Source organism: Aquimarina sp. KJ22-3 (assembly GCF_055808215.1).
Window position 1 is genome coordinate 3,985,176 of the sequence record NZ_CM147859.1, and the last position, 22,723, is coordinate 4,007,898.

General features: G+C 35.6%; 23 protein-coding genes and 1 pseudogene. 19 read left to right on the top strand and 5 right to left on the bottom strand.

The genetic code is table 11. The features are described from left to right. Positions 1 to 84 precede the first annotated feature (84 nt). The 6 genes from rsfS to AC0L3Q_RS18395 all read left to right on the top strand — a co-directional run bounded on the left by rsfS (position 85) and on the right by AC0L3Q_RS18395 (position 4,956). Positions 85 to 456, top strand: coding sequence for a ribosome silencing factor (rsfS, locus tag AC0L3Q_RS18370; RefSeq protein WP_073317339.1), 372 nt, complete (start codon positions 85 to 87; stop codon positions 454 to 456). Positions 457 to 472: 16 nt separating this feature from the next. After that, positions 473 to 2,431 carry an ATP-dependent zinc metalloprotease FtsH gene (ftsH, locus tag AC0L3Q_RS18375; protein ID WP_073317336.1) on the top strand — a complete coding sequence of 653 codons (1,959 nt, stop codon included), beginning with the start codon at positions 473 to 475 and terminating at the stop codon, positions 2,429 to 2,431. 113 nt (positions 2,432 to 2,544) lie between these two features. Beyond that, positions 2,545 to 3,156 carry an LUD domain-containing protein gene (locus AC0L3Q_RS18380; protein WP_073317333.1) on the top strand — a complete coding sequence of 204 codons (612 nt, stop codon included), beginning with the start codon at positions 2,545 to 2,547 and terminating at the stop codon, positions 3,154 to 3,156. Positions 3,157 to 3,246: 90 nt separating this feature from the next. Continuing rightward, positions 3,247 to 4,050, top strand: a complete 804-nt coding sequence (locus tag AC0L3Q_RS18385; protein ID WP_073317331.1) for a phosphatidate cytidylyltransferase — start codon at positions 3,247 to 3,249, stop codon at positions 4,048 to 4,050. Then, positions 4,040 to 4,687, top strand: a complete 648-nt coding sequence (locus tag AC0L3Q_RS18390) for a phosphatidylserine decarboxylase family protein (protein ID WP_473281771.1) — start codon at positions 4,040 to 4,042, stop codon at positions 4,685 to 4,687. Before AC0L3Q_RS18385 ends, AC0L3Q_RS18390 begins: the two co-directional genes overlap by 11 nt. Before the next feature lie 2 nt (positions 4,688 to 4,689). Continuing rightward, entirely contained in the window at positions 4,690 to 4,956 is a 267-nt protein-coding gene (locus tag AC0L3Q_RS18395) for an acyl-CoA-binding protein (protein ID WP_473281772.1), read from the top strand. Positions 4,957 to 5,011: 55 nt separating this feature from the next. On the opposite strand, the gene AC0L3Q_RS18400 is transcribed toward AC0L3Q_RS18395, so the two are convergent. Beyond that, on the bottom strand, positions 5,012 to 7,648 hold the full coding sequence (locus AC0L3Q_RS18400; protein ID WP_473281774.1) for a valine--tRNA ligase: 2,637 nt from the start codon (positions 7,646 to 7,648) through the stop codon (positions 5,012 to 5,014). A gap of 233 nt (positions 7,649 to 7,881) precedes the next feature. On the opposite strand from AC0L3Q_RS18400, the gene AC0L3Q_RS18405 reads away from it, so the two are divergent. After that, positions 7,882 to 8,277 (top strand): DUF1573 domain-containing protein, encoded by a 396-nt coding sequence (locus AC0L3Q_RS18405; protein WP_473281775.1) that lies wholly within the window; start codon positions 7,882 to 7,884, stop codon positions 8,275 to 8,277. A gap of 52 nt (positions 8,278 to 8,329) precedes the next feature. On the opposite strand, the gene AC0L3Q_RS18410 is transcribed toward AC0L3Q_RS18405, so the two are convergent. Then, positions 8,330 to 9,679, bottom strand: a complete 1,350-nt coding sequence (locus AC0L3Q_RS18410; RefSeq protein ID WP_473281777.1) for a retropepsin-like aspartic protease — start codon at positions 9,677 to 9,679, stop codon at positions 8,330 to 8,332. A gap of 104 nt (positions 9,680 to 9,783) precedes the next feature. Here AC0L3Q_RS18410 and AC0L3Q_RS18415 point away from each other — a divergent pair, with 104 nt between their 5' ends. The 4 genes from AC0L3Q_RS18415 (at position 9,784) to AC0L3Q_RS18430 (ending at position 12,873) form a co-directional block, all read left to right on the top strand. Continuing rightward, positions 9,784 to 10,974: a pyridoxal phosphate-dependent aminotransferase gene (locus AC0L3Q_RS18415; RefSeq protein WP_473281779.1), complete on the top strand. Its 1,191-nt coding sequence runs from the start codon at positions 9,784 to 9,786 to the stop codon at positions 10,972 to 10,974. After that, on the top strand, positions 10,974 to 11,987 hold the full coding sequence (murB, locus tag AC0L3Q_RS18420) for a UDP-N-acetylmuramate dehydrogenase (RefSeq protein ID WP_473281781.1): 1,014 nt from the start codon (positions 10,974 to 10,976) through the stop codon (positions 11,985 to 11,987). Before AC0L3Q_RS18415 ends, murB begins: the two co-directional genes overlap by 1 nt. Before the next feature lie 65 nt (positions 11,988 to 12,052). After that, entirely contained in the window at positions 12,053 to 12,259 is a 207-nt protein-coding gene (locus AC0L3Q_RS18425) for a membrane or secreted protein (protein ID WP_073317309.1), read from the top strand. A 41-nt stretch (positions 12,260 to 12,300) separates the two neighbouring features. After that, on the top strand, positions 12,301 to 12,873 hold the full coding sequence (locus AC0L3Q_RS18430; RefSeq protein WP_244548161.1) for an RNA polymerase sigma factor: 573 nt from the start codon (positions 12,301 to 12,303) through the stop codon (positions 12,871 to 12,873). Between the two features lie 27 nt (positions 12,874 to 12,900). Here the strand turns inward: AC0L3Q_RS18430 and AC0L3Q_RS18435 are convergent, their stop codons facing one another. Together AC0L3Q_RS18435 and AC0L3Q_RS18440 are read right to left on the bottom strand one after the other, a co-directional pair. After that, positions 12,901 to 13,134 (bottom strand): hypothetical protein, encoded by a 234-nt coding sequence (locus AC0L3Q_RS18435; RefSeq protein WP_073317304.1) that lies wholly within the window; start codon positions 13,132 to 13,134, stop codon positions 12,901 to 12,903. Between the two features lie 150 nt (positions 13,135 to 13,284). Beyond that, positions 13,285 to 13,932, bottom strand: coding sequence for a hypothetical protein (locus AC0L3Q_RS18440; RefSeq protein WP_473281783.1), 648 nt, complete (start codon positions 13,930 to 13,932; stop codon positions 13,285 to 13,287). Positions 13,933 to 14,201: 269 nt separating this feature from the next. Between AC0L3Q_RS18440 and lipA the strand changes: the two genes are divergently transcribed. From lipA to AC0L3Q_RS18465, 5 genes are all read left to right on the top strand, one after another. Next, complete coding sequence (gene lipA / locus AC0L3Q_RS18445) at positions 14,202 to 15,074, top strand: lipoyl synthase (protein WP_073317298.1); 873 nt, start codon at positions 14,202 to 14,204, stop codon at positions 15,072 to 15,074. 25 nt (positions 15,075 to 15,099) lie between these two features. Beyond that, a complete protein-coding gene (gene gap, locus AC0L3Q_RS18450) occupies positions 15,100 to 16,104 on the top strand; it encodes a type I glyceraldehyde-3-phosphate dehydrogenase (protein ID WP_473281785.1) in 1,005 nt (334 codons plus the stop codon). Between the two features lie 9 nt (positions 16,105 to 16,113). Continuing rightward, the gene (locus tag AC0L3Q_RS18455; protein ID WP_473281787.1) at positions 16,114 to 16,659 is read left to right on the top strand and encodes a hypothetical protein; all 546 of its coding nucleotides are present in this window, start codon (positions 16,114 to 16,116) and stop codon (positions 16,657 to 16,659) included. A 29-nt stretch (positions 16,660 to 16,688) separates the two neighbouring features. Further along, complete coding sequence (locus AC0L3Q_RS18460; protein ID WP_473281789.1) at positions 16,689 to 16,913, top strand: hypothetical protein; 225 nt, start codon at positions 16,689 to 16,691, stop codon at positions 16,911 to 16,913. Between the two features lie 74 nt (positions 16,914 to 16,987). After that, complete coding sequence (locus tag AC0L3Q_RS18465; protein ID WP_473281791.1) at positions 16,988 to 18,355, top strand: response regulator; 1,368 nt, start codon at positions 16,988 to 16,990, stop codon at positions 18,353 to 18,355. Between the two features lie 93 nt (positions 18,356 to 18,448). Here the strand turns inward: AC0L3Q_RS18465 and lpxK are convergent, their stop codons facing one another. Then, positions 18,449 to 19,459 (bottom strand): tetraacyldisaccharide 4'-kinase, encoded by a 1,011-nt coding sequence (gene lpxK / locus AC0L3Q_RS18470; protein ID WP_473281793.1) that lies wholly within the window; start codon positions 19,457 to 19,459, stop codon positions 18,449 to 18,451. Between the two features lie 80 nt (positions 19,460 to 19,539). On the opposite strand from lpxK, the pseudogene AC0L3Q_RS18475 reads away from it, so the two are divergent. The 3 genes and pseudogenes from AC0L3Q_RS18475 (at position 19,540) to AC0L3Q_RS18485 (ending at position 22,715) form a co-directional block, all read left to right on the top strand. Continuing rightward, a pseudogene (locus AC0L3Q_RS18475) lies at positions 19,540 to 20,633 on the top strand (Nif3-like dinuclear metal center hexameric protein). Between the two features lie 3 nt (positions 20,634 to 20,636). Beyond that, on the top strand, positions 20,637 to 21,413 hold the full coding sequence (locus tag AC0L3Q_RS18480; RefSeq protein ID WP_473281795.1) for a zinc ribbon domain-containing protein: 777 nt from the start codon (positions 20,637 to 20,639) through the stop codon (positions 21,411 to 21,413). A gap of 63 nt (positions 21,414 to 21,476) precedes the next feature. After that, the gene (locus tag AC0L3Q_RS18485; RefSeq protein WP_473281797.1) at positions 21,477 to 22,715 is read left to right on the top strand and encodes a glycosyltransferase family 4 protein; all 1,239 of its coding nucleotides are present in this window, start codon (positions 21,477 to 21,479) and stop codon (positions 22,713 to 22,715) included. Positions 22,716 to 22,723: the final 8 nt, after the last annotated feature.

Here is a 22,723-nt window from a genome sequence, read left to right on the forward strand (position 1 = left end):
AAGGTGTAAAAGTTTCATAAATGTCCCACAATACGGACGTATAAACAATAAAAAGTAATAACTTTACACAAATAAAAAAAATGCATGATTAAAAAAGAAATCGGTAACGATCAATTAATTACTCAAATTATAAAAGGTATTGAAGAAGTTAAGGGTAATGACATCAATATTTTGGATCTTAGAGAAATCGAAAATACGGTTTGTAATTATTTTGTAATCTGCAATGGTACTTCTAATACTCAGGTAAACGCAATAGTAAATTCCATCCAAAAAACAGTTAGTAAAGAGCTTAAGGACAAACCTTGGCACGTTGAAGGGAGCGAAAATGCAGAATGGGTTTTAATTGATTATGTAGATGTTGTTGTTCATGTATTTCAAAAGCATATTCGAGAGTTTTACGATATAGAAGGACTTTGGGGAGATGCAAAGACAACCGTTATCGAAACTAATTATTAAAAAGCACACCGTATAAATGGCGAAAGAAAATAAAAAACCAGAACCAAATAAAAAACCAAAATTTAGCGCATATTGGATATACGCTATTATTATTGTTGGTTTTTTAGTATTAAATTTTATGGGTGGTAGCAGTGGCCTTGGATCTGCTCCTAACACCTCTCCTTCAGAATTCCAGGACTTTTTAGAAAAAGGTGAAGTAGAAAAAGTTGTTGTTGTTACTAATCGCAGACAAGCTAAAGTTTTTCTAACTCCCGAAGCTAGAGCTTTGGATAAACACAAAGAAGGAAGAAGCAAATCTATCCTTCCTAAAAGCCCTAGTGATCCCGATTACCAATTTGAATTTGGAGATCTTCAGAATTTTGAAAATAAGATTGCCACGATAAAGAAAGAAAATAACCTGAGCACTACAGTTAGTTATGACACCGAAAGTAGTTTCTGGGGAGAGATTTTCATCACACTATTACCATTTGCCCTTATCATTGGGGTATGGATTTTTATTATGAGAAGAATGAGTGGAGGTGCTGGTGGAGGTGCTGGCGGGCAAATCTTTAATATTGGAAAATCCAAAGCACGACTTTTTGACCAAAATACAGATGTAAAAGTATCTTTTGAAAATGTTGCTGGTCTGGAAGGGGCCAAAGAAGAAATACAAGAGATTGTAGATTTCCTTAAAAATCCAGAAAAATATACGTCTCTAGGAGGTAAAATCCCTAAAGGTGCCTTATTGGTAGGACCTCCAGGAACAGGTAAAACGCTTTTGGCTAAAGCGGTTGCTGGTGAAGCTAAAGTACCTTTTTTCTCACTATCAGGATCTGACTTTGTTGAGATGTTTGTAGGGGTTGGAGCTTCAAGGGTAAGAGACTTATTTAAACAAGCTAAAGAAAAATCTCCAGCGATCATTTTTATCGATGAGATTGATGCTATAGGTAGAGCACGTGGTAAGAGTAATTTCTCTGGATCTAACGATGAGAGAGAAAATACCCTTAACCAGCTACTAACAGAAATGGATGGTTTTGGAACCAATACCAATGTAATTGTTATTGCTGCTACCAACCGTGCAGATGTATTGGATAAAGCATTAATGCGTGCTGGACGATTCGATCGTCAGATCTACGTAGATCTGCCAGATGTAAGAGAGCGTAAAGAAATTTTTGAGGTACACCTAAGACCTCTCAAAAAATTAGATAACGAACTTGACACAGATTTCCTTGCTAAGCAAACGCCGGGATTCTCTGGAGCAGATATCGCCAATGTATGTAATGAGGCTGCTTTAATTGCTGCCAGAAAAGGTAATAAAGCCGTAGGAAAACAAGATTTCCTTGATGCTGTAGATAGAATTGTTGGTGGATTAGAAAAGAAAAACAAAATCATTACACCAGGAGAAAAACGTGCTATTGCTTTCCACGAAGCTGGTCATGCAACAGTAAGTTGGATGTTAGAACATGCTGCACCCCTAGTAAAAGTAACCATCGTTCCTAGAGGACAATCTTTGGGAGCTGCTTGGTATCTTCCTGAAGAACGATTAATCGTTCGACCAAATCAAATGCTGGACGAAATGTGTGCTGCATTAGGAGGTCGTGCTGCGGAGCAAGTGATCTTTAATGAAATTTCTACAGGTGCGTTAAGCGACCTTGAAAAAGTAACCAAACAAGCAAGAGCTATGGTTACTATCTATGGGCTTAATGATAAAATTGGTAATCTTACTTACTATGATTCGTCTGGACAAAGTGAATACAGTTTCGCAAAACCATATAGTGAACAAACTAGTGAGTTGATCGACAAAGAGATTTCAAATATTATTGAGACACAATACCAAAGAGCAATTGATTTATTAGAGAAGCATAAAGATAAATTAACTGAGCTTGCCGAAGTATTACTAGAAAAAGAAGTGATCTTTAAGGATAACCTTGAGAAGATATTCGGGGAGCGTCCATTTGGTAAAAAAGAAGAAGAAATCATTCCTGAGCCTTCTTAATAAAGATATTTTTACTTGTAAAATGAAAAATCTTAACCGAACAGAATTTTGGTTAAGATTTTTTTATCTTTGAAGATAGCTTAAAATTGTAATTCCCGAATCATAATCCAAAGATGAGTCTATTTAGAAGATTATTTTCATCAAAATCTAAATCAGACCAAAAGAGTAAGGAGCGTCACATTGATGATCGCAGTAAATACATGCCGGAAATCGACCTACCTGTCGATGAAAGTTTCATGATGAATTTCAAAAGAAACGGTGGTAAGTTTTTATACTGTGACAAAGATGAAGAGGTCCTGGATTCTTTTGACAAGATCCTATTGGAGAATGATTGGTATGAAAAAGATGTTTGCTGTTTTGACATTGGTCTGGAACACAAATTTTCTGGATACAATTTAAATTACGTCAAAAATTCGAATGCTTCTTTCTTTTTCGCTACCTGCGAATATTTAATCGCAGATAGCGGTGCCATATTAGTTTCTTCCAATCAATTACGAGAAAAAAAACTTACTGAACTACCGGATAATTTTGTGATTTTAGCCTCTACAAGTCAATTAGTTAAGAGCATCGGAGAAGGATTAAAAGGAATTAAAGACAAAAACAAAAACGCCATTCCTTCAAACATTACTACCATTAAAGATTTTGAACCGCAAAAAGAAAAGGATTTCTTAAGCTATGGAAGTAGTTCAAAAAATTTATATTTGCTCCTGCTGGAAGATTTATGATTCAAAATCAGCCGAATCATTAATTTGGCACTAACCAACATGATCCTTGACGTACACTTCCGCATCAACAAAAACAACAATTACAAGTAGATGAAAGAACTGCTCACTAGGTCTTTATCAGGTTTTTTATACGTCGTAATCCTACTGGTATGCATATTCGTATCCAAATATACATTCATAGGTGTATTTTTTATTTTCGGCATGATATCCGTATACGAGTTTCAAAAACTAATTAATTTACAAAATAAAAGACTGTACATCCTTTTCATTTTCTTTTTCGCTCTGATGAATTTTTTCCAGCATCAGTTATACCTCATCATTCCTATTTTGGTGCTTACCTTAATTACAGAGTTATTTTTGATCAAAGATCTTCTTACCATCAGGATCATACCTATGTTCGAAAAAAGAAAATATGGGACGAGTATTTTCTATCTCATCACTTCGATTACCTTTTTAACACTAACTCCTAATTACTCTGGCGACTATCAACCCCTAATCATTGCAGGGGCCTTTTTAATTACATGGACCAACGATAGTTTTGCGTATTTGGTAGGTAAGAATTTTGGAAAACATAAGTTACTAGAGCGCATATCTCCTAAAAAAACAATCGAAGGATTCGTAGGTGGATTTGTTTTTTCCATCCTTGCCGGATACCTTATAGCCACCATATCTCATACACTTACACTTACAATTTGGTTGATTATAAGCATAATTATGAGTATTTTTGGGACATTGGGAGATCTAATACAATCGAAGTTCAAAAGACAGGCTGGAGTAAAAGATAGTGGATCTATAATGCCTGGACATGGTGGTATTTATGATCGATTGGATAGTGTTATTTTTGCAAGCCCATTTCTATATGCATTTTTACAAATTTTGAAATATGTTTCATAAAGAAGGATATAAAATCATCTCGATAACTTTGGTATTATTTATAGGTATCAATGTTGCTTCATATGTGGCCATCCAGAATGATGAATGGCGATTTGCTATACTGGCTTTAAGTCTAGTCCTACTATTTTTAATACTACAGTTTTTTAGAAACCCTAAAAGAAAAACCTCAGTGAGTGACACCACAGTAGTGGCACCAGTAGACGGCAAAGTGGTAGTTATCGAAGAGGTGCATGAAAAAGAACACTTTGATGACAAAAGGTTACAGGTATCTATTTTTATGTCTCCAATAAATGTACATGTAACTCGCCATCCCATCAATGGAGAAGTGATCTTTAGCAAATATCATCCTGGGAAATATTTGGTTGCCTGGCACCCAAAGGCATCAGAAGAAAATGAAAGAACTACCGTAGTAGTAAAAAATAATCTAGTTGAAGTACTTTACAGACAAATTGCAGGTGCTTTGGCCAAAAGAATTGTGAACTACGCAAAAGAAGGTGAAAAAGTTACTCAGGGATCGGATAGCGGTTTTATCAAATTTGGATCGAGAGTAGATGTTTATTTACCAATAGGTACCGAACTTAATGTTACTTTAAATCAAAAAGTAAGAGGAGGAGAAAGTGTTATAGCTAATCTTTAGTCATGACCAATGAGGAATTAAATATTGCTTTTGAAAAAGCATATGAGAAGGCTTGCAATACAAAAATGCAATTTCCGCCGGACGTTATGCTTCATTTCTATGCCTATTATAAGCAGGCTACACATGCTGATGGGTTTTACACTCCATCTGGGAATAGTCAACTCAGGAATGCTTTTAAGTTAAATGCCTTGTTTCAGGTTAAAGACTTAACACCGGAAGAAGCCAAACTAAAGTATATAGAATACGTAAATAAGTATATAACCGATTAAAAAAAGCACCTTGAATTTCTTCAAGGTGCTTTTTTATTATTTATAGCCCTTTTGTTTAGTTTTGCAAACTCTCAAGGCTTGATTTTAGCGTTTGAATTTTTGCTTCGGCATCTGCTTCTTTCTTTCGCTCGTTGGCAATAACTTGTTCTGGAGCATTATTTACAAAACGTTCATTTTGCAATTTTTTCTGCACAGATTTCAAGAAACCTTCGGTGTAAGTCAACTCCTCAGTTAACTTTTTAATTTCTTCTTCTACATTAATAGCTCCGGAAATAGGAATAAAATATTCATTCGATTTTACTCGGAACGAAAGCGCACCATCTACTTTCTCGTCTACATAAGCTAATGTGGATAGATTACCCATTTTAGCAATTACTGAATCAAACTCAGTGCTATTATTTTGGACATTCAACACCATCATCTCGATAGACTCTTTGAACGCTATATTCTTTTCTTTACGAATAGTCCGTATCCCAGAAATCACCTCTGAAGCCATTTCAAATCCTTGAATCAAGTTCTCATCAACTTCATTCGCCTCTGGCCAGCTGGCGATAATCAAAGCTTCATCATCATTTCGTTCTGCAAGCTGTTGCCAAATCTCCTCAGATATAAATGGAGCAAAAGGATGAACTACCTTTAGATTGTCTTCTAAAATAGCAATCACCGCATTATAGGTTTTTCCATCTATTGGACTACCGTATGCCGGTTTAATCATTTCTAATAACCAACTACTAAAATCATCTCTGATAAGTTTGTAAGTTGTCATCAATGCATCACTAATTCTATATTGATTATAACTTTCTTCTAGTTCAACCAAAGATTTTTGAAACTTGGAATTATACCATTCAATAGCAATCCTAGAAGAAATTGGTTGTTCGACAGAGTCATCAACCTCCCATCCCTTTATAAGATTTAAAGCACTCCATAATTTATTAACAAATGATTTTCTCCCTTGATCACACAATTCTTCATCAAACATCAAATCATTTCCTGCTGGAGCGCTCAATAGCAAACCTACTCTTACTCCATCTGCTCCAAACTTATTGATTAACTCTAAGGCATCCGGAGAATTTCCAAGCTGTTTAGACATTTTACGCCTTTGCTTATCTCGAACTAATCCTGTAAAATAAACATTAGTAAAAGGTTTTTCATCTCTGTACTCATATCCAGCAACTATCATACGTGCCACCCAAAAGAACAATATATCCGGACCGGTAACCAAATCATTGGTTGGATAATAATAATTGATCTCTTCATTCTCTGGTTCCAAAATACCATTAAATACGGTCATTGGCCATAACCAGGAAGAAAACCAGGTATCCAAAGCATCGGGATCTTGAGTCAAATCTGCATCAGTAAGTGCAGAGTTATTTGTCTTCTCTTGAGCCAAAGCCAAAGCCTCATCTCTACTCTCAGCAACTACAAAATCTTCTTTCCCTTGACCATAGTAGTAAGCAGGTATTTGATGCCCCCACCATAACTGTCGAGAAATATTCCAGTCCCGTACGTTTTCCATCCAATGACGGTAGGTATTTATGAACTTTTCAGGAACTAGGTTTACCTCTTTATTCAAAACCGCATCCAGAGCAGGTTTTGCCAAATCTTCCATTTTCAAGAACCACTGGTCACCTAATTTAGGCTCGATAACTGCCTTTGTACGTTCACTAGTTCCTACCTTATTGAGGTGCGTTTCGATTTTATTTAAAGCACCAATACCCTCCAGCTCTTTTACGATTTCCTTGCGAACCACAAAACGGTCCTTACCTTCATAGTGTAGACCAAGTGCGTTTAAAGTCGCATCATCGTTAAAAATATCGATTACTTCTAAACCATGTCTATCACCAAGCTCCTTATCATTTTGATCATGCGCCGGAGTAACTTTTAGACATCCTGTTCCAAACTCCATATCTACATAATCATCCTCAATGATCGGAATTGCACGATTAGCGATAGGAACGATAGCTTTTTTTCCTTTAAGATGCTTAAAACGCTCATCATTAGGATTGATACAAATAGCAGTATCTCCTAAGATGGTTTCCGGTCTTGTGGTAGCTATAGTTAAGAAATCATCGCTTCCTTCAATCTTATAATTTAGGTAGTATAAATTCCCTTGCTTTTCTTCATATATCACTTCTTCATCAGAAAGGGTAGTTTTGGCTTCTGGATCCCAATTTACCATTCGATATCCGCGATAAATCAAGCCTTTGTTGTATAAATCCACAAAAACTTTGATTACCGAAGCTGACAGGTTGTCATCCATTGTAAATGCCGTTCGCTCCCAATCACAAGATGCTCCTAATTTTTTAAGCTGTTCCAAAATGATCCCGCCATGCTTATGAGTCCAATCCCATGCATGTTTCAAAAACTCTTCTCGTGTAAGATCGTTCTTGCTAATACCTTCTTCCTTTAATTTTGCTACTACTTTGGCTTCAGTAGCAATAGAGGCATGATCCGTCCCCGGAACCCAACAGGCGTTGTATCCCTTCAGTCTAGCTCTTCTTATCAGCACATCCTGAATGGTATTATTAAGCATATGCCCCATGTGTAAGACCCCTGTCACATTTGGAGGAGGAATTACTATAGTATACGCCTCTCTTTCATCTACTTCAGAATGAAAATAGTTGTTTTTCATCCAGTAGCTATACCACTTCTCTTCTACCGATTTTGCATCATATTTTGCTGCTAATGCCATACTTTGGTCCGATTTTTGGAAATTTTGAAGTGCAAAAGTAATTATTATAGTACGAAGTATAAAGTGTGATATCAGAAATTATGACCATTGCTGCGAAAAATTTGTTAACCAAAACGCATAATATGGTAAAAAAAGATAGAATATTATCCTCACTTTAACGTTAGTACTAGGCAACATCAATTTTGATGTTGATTAAAAAGTGATTACTTTTACACGTAACAAAAACCTACATTATGAAAAAAGTGATGATGATTTTATTTATAGGTCTTGTCAGTTTTGCTGTGAAAGCGCAGGATGGTAAAGCCGAAATAGAATTTAAAACTGAAGTTATCGATTATGGTGAGATTGCCAAAGGAAGTGATGGCGTTCGTCAATTTGAATTCAAAAACACTGGAGATGCTCCTTTAGTGATTTCAAGAGTATATTCAAGCTGCGGATGTACCATTCCAAAAAAGCCTGAGGCTCCTATCGCACCGGGAGAAACTGGTGTAATCGAGGTAAAGTACGATACCAAAAGAGTTGGACCTATTCGTAAAACAATTACCGTTACTTCTAACGCAGCAAGTAGCCCTACAATGGCTATAAAAATTAAAGGAACTGTCCTTAGCAAAAGCGTTCTAGAAAATTAAAAGTTTAAATACTGACTATAAAAAAGGATTGTCTGATGACAATCCTTTTCTTTTATATTACTTTTCTAAGATTAAAATCGAAACGCATCTCAACGCCTAATCGCTTTATCTTAAGCCTTATTTTCTTTCCTTCTTCCAGATAAAACAAATCGTTAAGTTCTGACAATTTATAGGTATAGGCTTTTCGCCCATTGATCTCGATCAAAATGTCTCCTTTTTTAAGCCCTGCTTCCTCCGCGGGAGAACCTGGTCGAACATCCGAAATTTCGTATTTAGGTTTTAGCACAAAATCATTGGTAAATTGTACCGTTTTTTGGTTTATGATTTTATTCAACCCTATGTAAAATCGGTCTTTTTCGTTATAATCCTTCGCAAATGCAAACCCCACGTGCTGGATCGTTAATCCACTCATATTATAATGAAAAGGTTTTTCGAAATAGTTATTTTTCTTAAGAGATATTTTTTTGTTGGGATAGTCCATGATCACGTTAAATCTTCGTAACACCCCACCTCCTAGCGAACCTTGCCTATTATTCACCGAAATTCCTTTGATGTATACAGAATCCGGAAATGATGTGGTAACATCTCTAAGCATAAAATCACCGATATGTAATTCATCTATTTTAGTTCGTTCACCATAGATATCCCCGTTAAAACCTTTACCCAAAAAATCTCTGAATGAATTTTCTGAAACTTCTATCCCCTTTTCTTTATTTTCAAACAACCAGAGAGAGGATCCTGAACCCGAATCCAATAGCAAGTTTACATCTATCAATCCTTTTTTGGACTTATATTTTGCGGTCAGGAAAGGTCTTTTATGCTGATCCTGAAACCCTAAATCCGTTTGATAACACTTTTTACATCTTTTGTACTTATAGGTACTTGGTCTGTTGATTTTTATATAGTTGTTCGAATAATTAATATCCATAATGAAGTCCTTAAAAAAATCATATCCTATAATCCCATGAATAGGAAACCCCATTCTTGGAGAAAAGTTGATCGACTCATCCAAAACCAAGTAAATAGTATGTGATGCACTAAGTGCTTTACCTATTCTTACTTCATTACTAACGGATTTAATCGCTTCTACAGGTGCTTCATCACCTAACCCTCTAAGGTATATCTTAGAAGCATTTTTAAGCTCTAAAGAATTTTTGTTGTCAACACTAAAGATAATTGTAGAACCTACACCAGTGTCCAAAATAAAAGAAAGTTCTACTCCATTAACATAAACAGGGATAATCATTAAGTTATTGGCTAACTCGAATTTTATTTTGTCACTAGACGATCCGGCAGGTAAACTGAAGTGAGACTGAGAAAACGTTACAACATTGAAAAATAGGAGGAAAACAAGAACCTTGCTTTTAAGAAAATGATAAAATTTCTGTGATAAAATCTTCATTCCTCTAAATATAGAAAAATAGTTGAAAAATAGTCGTTAATATGTATTTAATTCTTAAATAATTTAAGAAATTTACCGCTATTTTATTTTTAAAATCAGATCAGATGCCTATTGTATCTCAAAAAGGTAAAGCAATGCCAGAATCACCAATCCGAAAATTGGTGCCTTTTGCAGAGAAAGCAGCAAAAGAAGGCAAGCATATTTATCATCTTAACATCGGTCAACCTGATATTAAGACGCCTATTGAAGCTATGGAAGCGGTAAAAAACCATTCGTTGGATGTACTAGCCTATAGTCATTCTGCAGGTTTTGAAAGTTTCAGAAAAAAATTGGCGGGATATTATGCCAAACATGATATCACAATAACGTCTGATGATATTTTAGTAACTACCGGAGGTAGTGAGGCTTTGATTTTTACGATGGGTAGCATTACTGATCCGGGAGATGAAATCATTGTACCAGAACCCTTTTATGCCAATTACTATAGTTTTTCTACGCAATCTACGGTTACAGTAGTTCCTGTGATATCAAAATTGGAAACGGGATTTGCATTACCTGCAATCGAAGAGTTTGAAAAGCTGATTACCAAAAAGACTAAGGCGATATTGATCTGTAATCCAGGTAATCCCACGGGTTATCTATATAGCAAAGACGAAATACAACAATTAGCCAAGCTAGCGATCAAATATGATTTGTTTTTGATTTCGGACGAGGTATATCGCGAATTCGTATACGACGATATCGAACACTATTCGGTGCTACAGGAAAAAGAGCTGGATGATCATGCTATTGTAGTAGATTCTGTATCCAAAAGATACAGCATGTGCGGCGCACGAATTGGATGTATCGTTAGCAAAAACAAAAGTGTTATGGAAACAGCGATGAAATTTGCTCAGGCTAGGTTAAGCCCTCCTACTTTTGCACAAATTGCCAGTGAAGCTGCTCTAGAAGCTCCAGAATCTTATTATCAGGAAACCGTTTCGAAATATAAAAATCGTAGGGATACTTTGGTTGCAGGCCTAAGAGAAATTCCTGGGGTAAAAGTAGCCGAACCTATGGGCGCTTTTTATTGTATTGCCGAATTACCTATCGATAATGCAGATCATTTTGCACAATGGTTACTCGATAAATTTGAATTGAACAAAGAAACCGTTATGTTAGCACCAGCATCTGGTTTTTACTCTAGCCCAAATGAGGGGTTAAATCAAGTAAGAATAGCTTATGTACTGAATCGAAGAGATTTAAAAAAAGCCATTGAAATATTACGAGTAGCCTTGGAAAAATACAACAGTTAATGAAAATTGAGCAGCGCAAATCCTTAAAAAAATATAACACTTTTGGCATTGAGGTGTTTGCCCGTGAATATATTGAAATCAGTTCTGAATCCATTCTTAAAGAAGCACTTCAAGTTTATAAAGACAAAACGCTTTTTATACTTAGCGGGGGTAGCAATATGCTACTTACCAAAGATATCGAAGCTACTGTTTTACATCTTACTCTGAAAGGAATTGAAACTGAAGAATTATCGGATGAATATGTATGCGTAACCGCTAATGCAGGTGAAAACTGGCATGAGTTTGTTCAATATTGCATACAGCAAGGATACAGTGGATTAGAAAATCTGTCGCTTATCCCTGGTAATGTGGGCAGCGCTCCCATTCAAAACATAGGAGCATATGGTGTTGAATTAAAAGACACTATGATCAACTGCGAGGCATTTGAAATAGCAACTGGAGAGAAATATACGTTCTCTAATGAAGATTGTAAATTTGGATACCGAGACTCTATTTTTAAAAATGTGGTCAAAGGCAAATACGTTATCTCAAAGGTTTCTTTCAGACTACGTAAAAAGAATCATGTCTTAAACACTAGTTATGGAGCAATAGAAGCTGCACTTTCTGCTCAAAACATTCAGGACCCAACCATCAAAGATGTTGCGGATGCCGTTATCCAGATACGAAAGAGTAAACTCCCAGACCCATCAGAGATCGGTAACAGTGGTAGTTTCTTCAAAAATCCCGTAGTCTCCAAAAGTCAATACCTAAACCTATTAGATAGGTTTCCAGAAATTCCGTCATATACCATAGATGAGAACCATATAAAGATACCTGCAGGATGGTTAATTGAACAAGCCGGTTTTAAAGGCAAAAGATGGGGTGATGCCGGAGTGCATAATAAACAAGCTTTAGTTTTGGTGAATTACGGCAATGCTACAGGACAAGAAATTCTAAATGTTTCTCGCGAGATACAAAAAGAAATTACAGAGAAGTTTAACATTAATCTAGAGACCGAAGTTAATATCATTTAACATTTTCTGTATTACCACACTTTCTTTGTATCTTTGCTTCCTATTTAAGTACATTTTTAATTGTTATGAAACTTCTATTACTTACCGTAGGTTTACTTCTTTTGGCTTTTGCAGGGATTGCCATAAAATTATGGGCAAAAAAGGATGGTAAATTTGCTGGAACCTGTGCTAGTCAAAGCCCTTTTCTTAATAAAGAAGGAGAATCTTGTTCGCTTTGTGGTAAAACTCCGGATCAATATTCTAGTTGTAACGAAACTGAGCATGCCAAATAAATTAAGCTTAGGCAGCAACTATTCTATTCAAAAATAAATCGTTGAAAAAAGAAGACTCTATTTCATTACAAGAGCATATCGAAAATGCTAAAGAAGGTAAGCAAATGTCGTTTAATTATTTGCTGGATACTTTTTGGAATGACGTATATAATTTTCAACTGAAAAGAACTCAAAATGAATATGATGCAGAAGACATTACCATTCAGAGTTTTTCAAGAGCCTTTGATAAAATAGGTACTTTTAAAGAAGAGTACACCTTTAAAACCTGGTTGATACAGATCTCTAAAAACATTCATATTGATTTATTAAGAAAGAAGAATGCTTCTATACAATCCCAAACCACAACTCAGGTAGATGATAGAGTATATAAAATAATCGATGACACCCCTACACCAGAAGATAAATTAATTACCGAACAAAACCTGGCACAGTTGTTACTATACATAAAACAACTAAAACCAAATTACCAGCAGGTAATTAATCTCAGGTATTTTCAGGAATTAAGTTATAAAGAAATTGCTGAGTCTCTAGATGAGCCTATTAATAATGTAAAAGTAAAATTATTGAGGGCCAAAAAATTATTATCCGAGATTATTACTAATCCCAACACTTAATTTTTGGTATGTAAGGTATTATGCTAGTTACCTTAAATTAAAAGTAGTAAACCTTTTGATGACAACAAACAGTGGATCTATCCATTTGTCGTTAATCTTTTTATCGTATTTCACAAATTTTTGCACTAAGCCTTTTGGTGCCGAAATCTCTTTTTCTATCGCAGTAATATTGATATATCTGTGGTTATTCAACAACCATTTTTCTACACGCTTACGATCGTTTTGTCTTTTTTTAGGACTGACTAATTCCTCTTGCATCATTTTTCCTCGTTTTGCTTTGATAACTTTTAAATCTGAAAAAAATTTTATGTTAACTTAATTTTAACCTCATGTTAAAATAATTTTATGAATTATAAATAAAAAAACCGGTATAGCAATTCTATACCGGCTTTTGGTCTTGTTTGATAGCAACTACCTTTCGAATCCTTTTTCAACAGATAAAATAACATTAAAGGTTTCATTTTCAGGATTCACCAACACCGGATACTTTCCAGCTTTAACAGTATTCCCGAATAATCCCAATGATCTACTTGTTTCTGCATCTAGTTTGAGATCGTTTTCCAAATAAAAAACACCAGATTCTTTGTCTCGAATTTCCATAAGCTCATTTTGCTCATAGAACTGTAATCCTGCAATTTGTTCATTGAGTGCAAACGGAGCAGACCCAATTCTTGGATCAATTTCTAGCTCCAGTTTATCACGAATGGATTCAAATTCTCTTGGGTTAATTTTTTCATAAATGTCCCAAGGGTCAAAAATTTCTACCCAACAAGGAATTAACCAACATGGATCGAAAATAATCTCTGGGAAACAAAATCTTTCGATGTTACAAATTCCCGGTAAGTTTTTGTTACAATAAAACCCGAATGGACTTGCAACCCACCTACCGTATTCGATAAAATATACGCAGTATCGCCCGCCATATTTACCTTCTACGGCCTCTTCAACTCCGACTTGGCTATCGGTAATCGAATTTTGTGGTTCGTAATCTGTTTCTTTCTCGCATGCTCCTGATAACAAAAGCATTACACCCATGATCATTACTGTTAGTTTTTTCATAATTAATGGTTTTAAGAGTTCTCCTACTCTATTTAGGTTTTTCGGATACCACCTTTGTTAAAAAATTCAAAACAAATGTAACAACATGAATAACAGCATATTAGGATCATACAACTGAATCTAAACAGGAAAAAACCTGATCAAAAATGGGACTAAAACCTTTGGATAAAAACTAGAAATAGGATAGACTCTTATAGAAAACATAACTTTTATAAGAACTACATACTAATCAAACCTTTCTTCGTATTTTTGCTAAAAATATTGCTTGTATGAACAATGACGTAAGTAGCGTAGCTCCGCCAAAAACAAAACCAAAGTGGTTACGAGTAAAACTCCCAACGGGGAAAAAATATACCGAACTACGAGGACTTGTAGACAAATACAACTTACACACTATCTGTACTTCTGGTAGTTGTCCTAATATGGGAGAATGCTGGAGTGAGGGAACCGCTACCTTCATGATCCTTGGTAATATCTGTACCCGTTCCTGCGGTTTTTGCGGGGTAAAAACCGGTAGACCAGAAACTGTAGATTGGGAAGAACCCGAAAAAGTAGCGCGTTCTATCAAAATAATGAACATCAAACATGCTGTAGTTACTTCGGTGGATCGAGATGACTTGGCAGATGGAGGTTCTATCATCTGGGCAGAAACCATTCAGGCTATACGGCGAATGAACCCAGAAACTACGCTAGAAACTTTAATTCCAGATTTTCAAGGAAAAACCAAAAACATTGACCGTATAATAGCAGTAAAACCAGAAGTGGTTTCACACAATATGGAAACGGTAAAACGACTTACTCGAGAAGTGCGCATTCAGGCAAAGTATGAACAAAGTCTTCAGGTATTAAAATATCTGAAAGATAATGGCATTAATCGCACCAAAAGTGGAATTATGTTAGGGCTGGGTGAAACCGAAGAAGAAGTAATACAAACGCTGAAGGATCTTAGGGCAGTGAACCTGGATATCGTGACTATTGGGCAATATCTTCAACCTAGTAAAAAACACTTACCTGTCAAAGAGTTCATTACACCAGATCAATTTCAGAAATATGAAAAAATAGGTTTAGAAATGGGGTTCAGGCATGTTGAGAGTGGCGCATTGGTGAGATCCTCATACAAAGCACAAAAACATTTGACCTAAACAAAAAAGCATCAGTTAGGAAGTAATGAATACCCCTATTACAATTGCCATCAACGGTTTTGGAAGAATTGGACGAAGTCTTTTTAGATTGCTTATCGATCATTCTGAAATTGAAGTTGTGGTCATAAATGATCTTGCAGATGCAAGAACTCTTAGTCATTTACTAAAGTATGATAGTATCCATGGCGTTTTACCGTTGGAGGTAACATACGACCAGGACCATATCATTGTTAACGAAAAAAAGATTCCTCTTCTTAATCAAAAGGATCCAGAACATTGTGATTGGAGTTCTTATGAAGTGGATATTGTGGTAGAGGCTACCGGAAAATTTAAGACCAGACCATTATTAGAAAAACACCTGAATGCTGGAGCCAAAAGAGTAATCCTCTCTGTACCGCCTCAGGATGACCAGATTAAAACTGTGGTTTTGGGAGTAAACGATGATATTTTGGATGGATCAGAAACTATCATATCCAACGCTTCATGTACTACAAACAATGCAGCGCATATGATCAAGGTGGTTAATGATCTTTGCGGAATCGAACAAGCTTATATTACCACAGTACACAGCTATACCACAGATCAAAGTTTACATGACCAACCCCACCGTGACTTGAGAAGAGCACGAGCTGCTGGGCAATCTATTGTTCCCACCACTACTGGAGCCGCCAAGGCACTGACCAAAATTTTTCCTGAGTTAAGTTCGGTTATAGGAGGCTGCGGAATAAGAGTACCTGTACCCGATGGATCTTTGACTGATGTTACTTTTAACGTAAAAAAAGAAACTACGATAGAAGAGATAAATAATGCCTTTAAGCAAGCCGCAGAAAACAATCTAAGCGGTATATTAGCCTATACTGAAGATCCAATTGTTTCTATCGATATTATTGGAAATCCACACTCCTGTGTTTTTGATTCTCTGATGACATCTGTTATCGGAAAAATGGTAAAAATTATCGGATGGTATGACAATGAGATAGGCTATAGTCATAGAATAATAGATTTAATTATTAACATTTGTAAGAAATAACTATATTAGTTGACATATTTCAAAGGAAAAATGCCAACCCAAATCAGATTTTTTATATTCAAATTTTTATGTATCTGTTGTTTTTATGCGTCTGCTCAAATTCCAGAAATTGCAAAAAACAATCAGGTCAAGGATTCTATTGAAAGTTATTTAGTAAGAGCTTCAAATTCAATTGATCAGGCTCAACTAGAACTTGCCCTTTCTAACATTATTCAAGCAAAAGAAATCGCTTTACAAAATCAAGATCGTATCTATATCTCTAAAACGAATATGGTCTTGGCTAAGTTATACAGAGAACTCGGTGATTTAAATCAAGCAGAAGATCAGATTCTAGATGCTATAAAAATTCAAGAAGAGGAAGAGAATGAGGAAATGTTGGCGCATTCCTATATGATTTATGGAGCAATTGCCACCAAACTTGAAAAGTATGACGTTGCTGAAGAAGCTTTAAATTCTGCACTTACCTTAACTCAAGAAAACGATATTTCAGGGTATCAAGGCCCAATAAAGACCAACCTTGGTATATTGGCATTGGCTCAAAAAAACCTGATCTAGCCATCCAACATTTCAATAGTGGACTCCCGATGATTGATTCGTTTGACATGCATTACTTTAAGGCTAAACTTTATGTAAATAAAGCAAAAGCTCAATTGATGTTGGATATGCCGGATGAGGCACGACAAACCAATGAACTTGCCCTTCAAATCGGTAAAGAAAAAAATATCCCGAAATTCGATCAGAATGCTACAAGTTATACAGCAGGATTTTTGAAAAGCAACAAAACTTTCTTACCTCTCTTGATCACTTAAAGACCCATCAGAAAATAAAAGATTCTCTATTTAATATCAATAAAGAGATTATTGCTCAGGAAGCAGGAGCTAAATTGAATTTGAACGAAAACAATGTATTGATTGAAGAGTTGACAGAAGAAAATATTCAACAACAAAAATCTTTAAAACTAGGAAGACTTACTACCATTTTGAGTATCGCACTCATTACTATACTCTCTTTACTTACGCTTTCTTTGTATAAAAACAATAATCTGCGAGCCAAAGCCAACGAACTGCTTCAAAATAAAAACACAGAACTCATCTTGGCAAAAGAAAATGCAGAAAGAGCAAGTGAAGCAAAGGTACAGTTCTTGTCGACCATTACTCACGAATTACGTACACCTTTGTATGCGGTAACGGGACTAACCCATTTACTATTAGAAGAAAGCCCAACACCTAATCAAAAAGAACATCTAAATTCCCTTAAGTTCTCGGGAGAATACCTTTTATCTCTTATCAACAACATTTTAGATCTAAACAAATTAGAAGCCAACAAAGTAGAAATCGAAAATACTTCTTTCAATCTCAAGAAAAGAATTAACGATGTACTTATCGCTTTGGGTAAATCTGCAAAAGACAGAAATAACAAACTACACTACGAATTCGATGACAATGTACCTGCTAAACTAAAAGGAGACCCATTAAAGGTTTCTCAGGTCTTGATTAATTTAATCGGAAATTCTATAAAATTCACACAAAACGGCGATATCTGGATAAGAGTTAAGCTAATTAGCATGATTGAAAACAAAGTTTTCCTCAACTTTAGTATTGAGGATAATGGTGTGGGAATTTCTGAAAAGAAACAACAAAGTATATTTGAAAACTTCACCCAAGGTTCTGTTCAAATCAATCGAAAATTTGGAGGTACAGGATTAGGACTTTCTATTGTAAAGAATCTTCTTAATCTAATGGATAGCGAGATTAAATTAGAAAGTGAACTCGGTAAAGGCTCTAAGTTTCTTTTTGATTTAAAATTTGAGGTCGTGGAAGACAAAAGCACGAATTACTCTGAAGAAGCTAAGAAAATCGATTATAAAGTAATGATCGATAAAAACATTCTGATTGTAGAAGACAATAAAATCAATCAGCTGATTACCAGAAAAATTCTTGAAAAGAACAAAATCATTTGCGATGTTGCTGACAATGGAGATATTGCGGTACACAAAGTAAAAGAAAATACTTATGATCTTATTCTCATGGATATCCACATGCCTGGAATTAGTGGTATAGAAGCCACTAGACAAATTAGAGAATTTAATACTGAGATTCCGATTATCGCCTTAACTGCAGTAACTCTAGATGATAATCTGGATGAGTTTTACGATAACGGATTTAATGATATCATTCCAAAACCCTATAAAACTGAGGAATTTTTCACGAAGTTACATAAGGCTTTAAAAGAAAAACAAACCACCACATAATAAATGGCATAAGAATTGATAAGTACTAATTAAGCTTAGTAAAACAAGCTTTTGAATTAGCCTAGATAAAATTAGAATGAGGTCTTTTTGACCTCATTTTTTTATGCATTCCAATATTTTTTGATCAAACAATTCCCGCGCTACGATAAAACTTACTGAAATGGGCTGGTACCATAACTCGGTGGTATCATCAAGCTGCTTGGATAAACGCACATAGTCTTTCTCTGTGGTAATAATACGCTCACATTTTTTTAATTTTTCCAGATCCTTATCAGTAAAATTATGATGATCCGGAAAATTTAAGTGCTCAAACTTTAGTCCCAATTCGTGGTAATAATTAACTAACGGCCCCGGGTTAGCAATTCCTGTTACCAATGTAAAAGGTAATTGGTGAAATTTTTCTACCGACTGCGCTCCTTGCGCACCCACTAGTGTATTTTCATAAGCTATAGAAGTAAAAAATAAGGATTGATGAGGCAAAACATTGAGTTTCTTCTCTATCTTGTTCCGCTCCTGCTCTGTTATTGAAGCCGGACATTTGGTTACTATAATAATGTCTGCACGTTGCGCACCACTACGTGGTTCTCTCAAATTACCTGTAGGCAAAACGACGTCTTCACTATATAACTCATAATAAGGAGTCAACAAAATATAAAATCCAGCTTTTACCTTCCGATGTTGATACGCATCATCAAGAATTAGCAATTCGGGTTGTGGGTCCTGAGATCGCAATTGATGGATTCCATTACGTCGATCCGCATCTACTCCTACCAAAACATCTTGAAACTTAGTTTTAAATTGCAGCGGCTCATCTCCAACATCTACAGCTTCAGAAGACGTTTTTACGATTTGAAATCCCTTAGTTTTTCTCTTATATCCTCTACTTAAAGTCGCAATTCTAGTATGATCTTTTAGCAACCGAATCAAATACTCCACCATCGGACTTTTTCCTGTCCCTCCAACACTTAGATTCCCCACGGCGATAACCGGGAACTCATAACTAGTAGATTTTTTTATACCAAGATCATACATTTTGTTTCTAAACCATGTAATCAGGTAATAAATAGGAACTATGGGTAAAAGTAATTTCCGAAGCACATTCATACGCACAAAAGTATAAAACGAAACTTTGATTATTGCTAAAAGTTTTTTTACATTCCATTTTTTAATAAAAAGAAATCACAATGTTAATTAAAGAGGTTATTCAACATTTAGAAGCTTTGGCACCAACATCTTATGCAGAGGATTTTGATAATGTTGGATTATTGGTAGGGACACCGGATACAGAGGTTACAGGAATTTTAGTAACTCTAGACACATTAGAAGTTATAATTGACGAAGCTATTGAGAACAACTGTAATTTGATTGTTAGTTTCCATCCTATCGTCTTTAAAGGAATCAAAAAGTTCAATGGCAAGACTTATGTTGATCGTGTAGTGACCAAAGCGATCAAACACGATATAGCCATATTTGCAATTCACACTGCTTTGGACAATGCCCTACACGGGGTAAACGATATGATCTGTGAACAACTAGGATTAATCAACCGACAGATATTAATTCCACAGCAAAAAACCATTAAGAAGCTGGTTACTTACGCTCCTGTGGCTGAAGCCGATCAATTGAAGTCTAAACTATTTGAAGCTGGAGCAGGAACTATTGGCAAGTATTCCAATTGTAGTTTCTCTAGTGAAGGTTTGGGAACATTTCAAGCTTCTGAGACCGCAAATCCTTCTATCGGAGAAATTGGAAAAACGCACACCGAAAAAGAAAGTCAAATTGAGGTTACCTTTCCAAAACATTTGGAAAGCGCTATTTTGAAAGCTCTTTTTAATAATCACTCTTACGAAGAAGTGGCTTATGAAGTGACCACCCTTGAAAATACCAATCAAAATATAGGGATGGGAATGATTGGCGAACTTCCAGATACCATGGATGAATTAGATTTCTTAAAGCACATCAAAAAAACCTTTAAGAGCGGATGTGTGAGACACTCTCAATTATTAGGAAAACCCATCAAAAAAGTAGCTGTACTAGGAGGAAGCGGTAGCTTTGCTATAAAAAATGCGCAAAGAGCAGGTGCTGATATTTTTATTACGGCAGATCTTAAATATCACCAATTTTACGAGGCTGAAAAAAAGCTAATATTGGCTGATATTGGGCATTATGAAAGCGAACAGTACACAAAAAATCTAATTGTTAGCTATCTTAGAAAAAAATCAGTAATTTTGCAATCATTTTATCGGATAAAAACACCAATCCAATTCAATACCTGTAAAATATGGCAAAGAAAGAAGTTACTGTTGAGCAAAAATTAAGAGCATTATACGACTTGCAATTAATTGACTCTAGAGTTGATGAGATCAGAAACGTACGTGGAGAACTACCTTTAGAAGTTGAAGATCTTGAAGATGAAGTAGCCGGATTAAATAAAAGATTAGAAAAGCTTACTACGGATCTGGAGACTATCGATGATAGTATCAAGAACAAGAAAAATTTGATTGAAGAAGCTAAAGCTTTGATTAAAAAATACGGAGAGCAACAGAAAAATGTTCGAAACAACCGCGAATACAACTCATTAAGTAAGGAAATTGAATTTCAAGAATTAGAAATTCAATTAGCTGAAAAGCACATTAAAGAGCACAAAGCGCAGATCGTTCAGAAAAACGAAATCATCACACAAACCAAAGACAAACTTGGTGAACGTAATGAGCACTTATCTCACAAAAAAGGTGAGCTTGATGCTATCCTAGCAGAAACCGAGAAAGAAGAGCAAGCATTAATCGCAAAATCAGAAGATTTTCAGAAAGAAATCGAAGAGCGTCTAATTGTTGCTTACAAGAGAATAAGAAGTAACGTAAAAAATGGATTAGCAGTAGTTCCTATCGAGCGTGGAGCTTCTGGAGGTTCTTTCTTTACTATTCCTCCTCAAGTTCAAATGGAGATTGCTTCTCGCAAAAAAATCATTACTGACGAGCACAGTGGTCGAATTTTGGTAGATCAAGAACTTGCCAGAGAAGAAAAGGAAAAAATGGAAGCACTTTTCTCTAAGCTATAAAGAAACTATTTTAAAAATATAATCAAGCCTCAGTTATCTGAGGCTTTTTTGATACTTATAATCATGAAGCATGTACTTATTATAGGATCCGTTTGGCCAGAACCTAAATCGTCTGCTGCAGGTAGCAGAATGCTTCAACTTATACAACTATTACTGGAAAAAGGGTTTAAAATTACTTTTGCAAGCACGGCAAACCCCACCGAAAACATGTATGACTTGCAAAGTATTGGAATTCAAATAATAAACATAGAAGTCAATAACTCTAGTTTTGATACTATTCTAAAAAATTTAGATCCAAGCATCGTGATATTTGATCGATTCATGATCGAAGAACAGTTTGGATGGAGAGTGTCTAATACTTGCCCTAACGCCTTAAGAATTCTAAATACAGAAGATTTACACTCCCTTAGAAAAACCAGGGAAGCTCTTTTGAAAGCCGGTAAAAAGTTCGAACATCAAGATCTATTGGATGAAGAGATTACCAAAAGAGAAATAGCTAGCATTTATCGATCCGATCTTTCGTTGATCATTTCAGACTATGAGATGGAGCTTTTAAAAAACACTTTCAATATTAATGATGAGCTATTGCACTATCTACCTTTCCTATTACCAAGTATCACACCCACTACTATAGAGAAATGGCCTTTATATGAAGAAAGGGCACATTTTGTAACTATTGGTAATTTTCGACATGCACCCAACTGGAATAGTATTTTATATCTCAAAGAGGATATATGGCCTTTGATTCGAAAAGAACTTCCTAAAGCCGAATTACATATTTATGGAGCCTACCCTCCCCCAAAAGCCATGCAATTGCACAACACAAAAGACGGTTTTATCATCAAAGGATGGACAGAAAATGCAAAAGAAGTGATCAAAAATGCAAGAGTTTGTTTGGCTCCTCTTCGTTTTGGCGCCGGAATAAAAGGGAAACTAGCAGACGCTATGCTTTGCGGAACCCCTAGCGTAACTACTTCTATAGGTAACGAAGGTATGCTCGATGACGATCAGGACTGGAATGGCTTTATCAAAGAAGATCCACTTGCTTTTGTCAAAGCCGCTATACGACTGTATACCGATCAAAATTTATGGCGACAATCTCAACAAAATGGTATCGAAATTATTAATACTCGCTTTCAAAAAGAAAAATTCACGAATTCTTTTTACAACACCATTGATGATCTAATTGCGAATCTACCCAAGCACCGTTCTAAGAATTTTATTGGATCCATGCTACAACATCATACTCTACGTAGCACAGAGTACATGTCTAGATGGATTGAAGAGAAGAACAAGGAATAGACAATTAT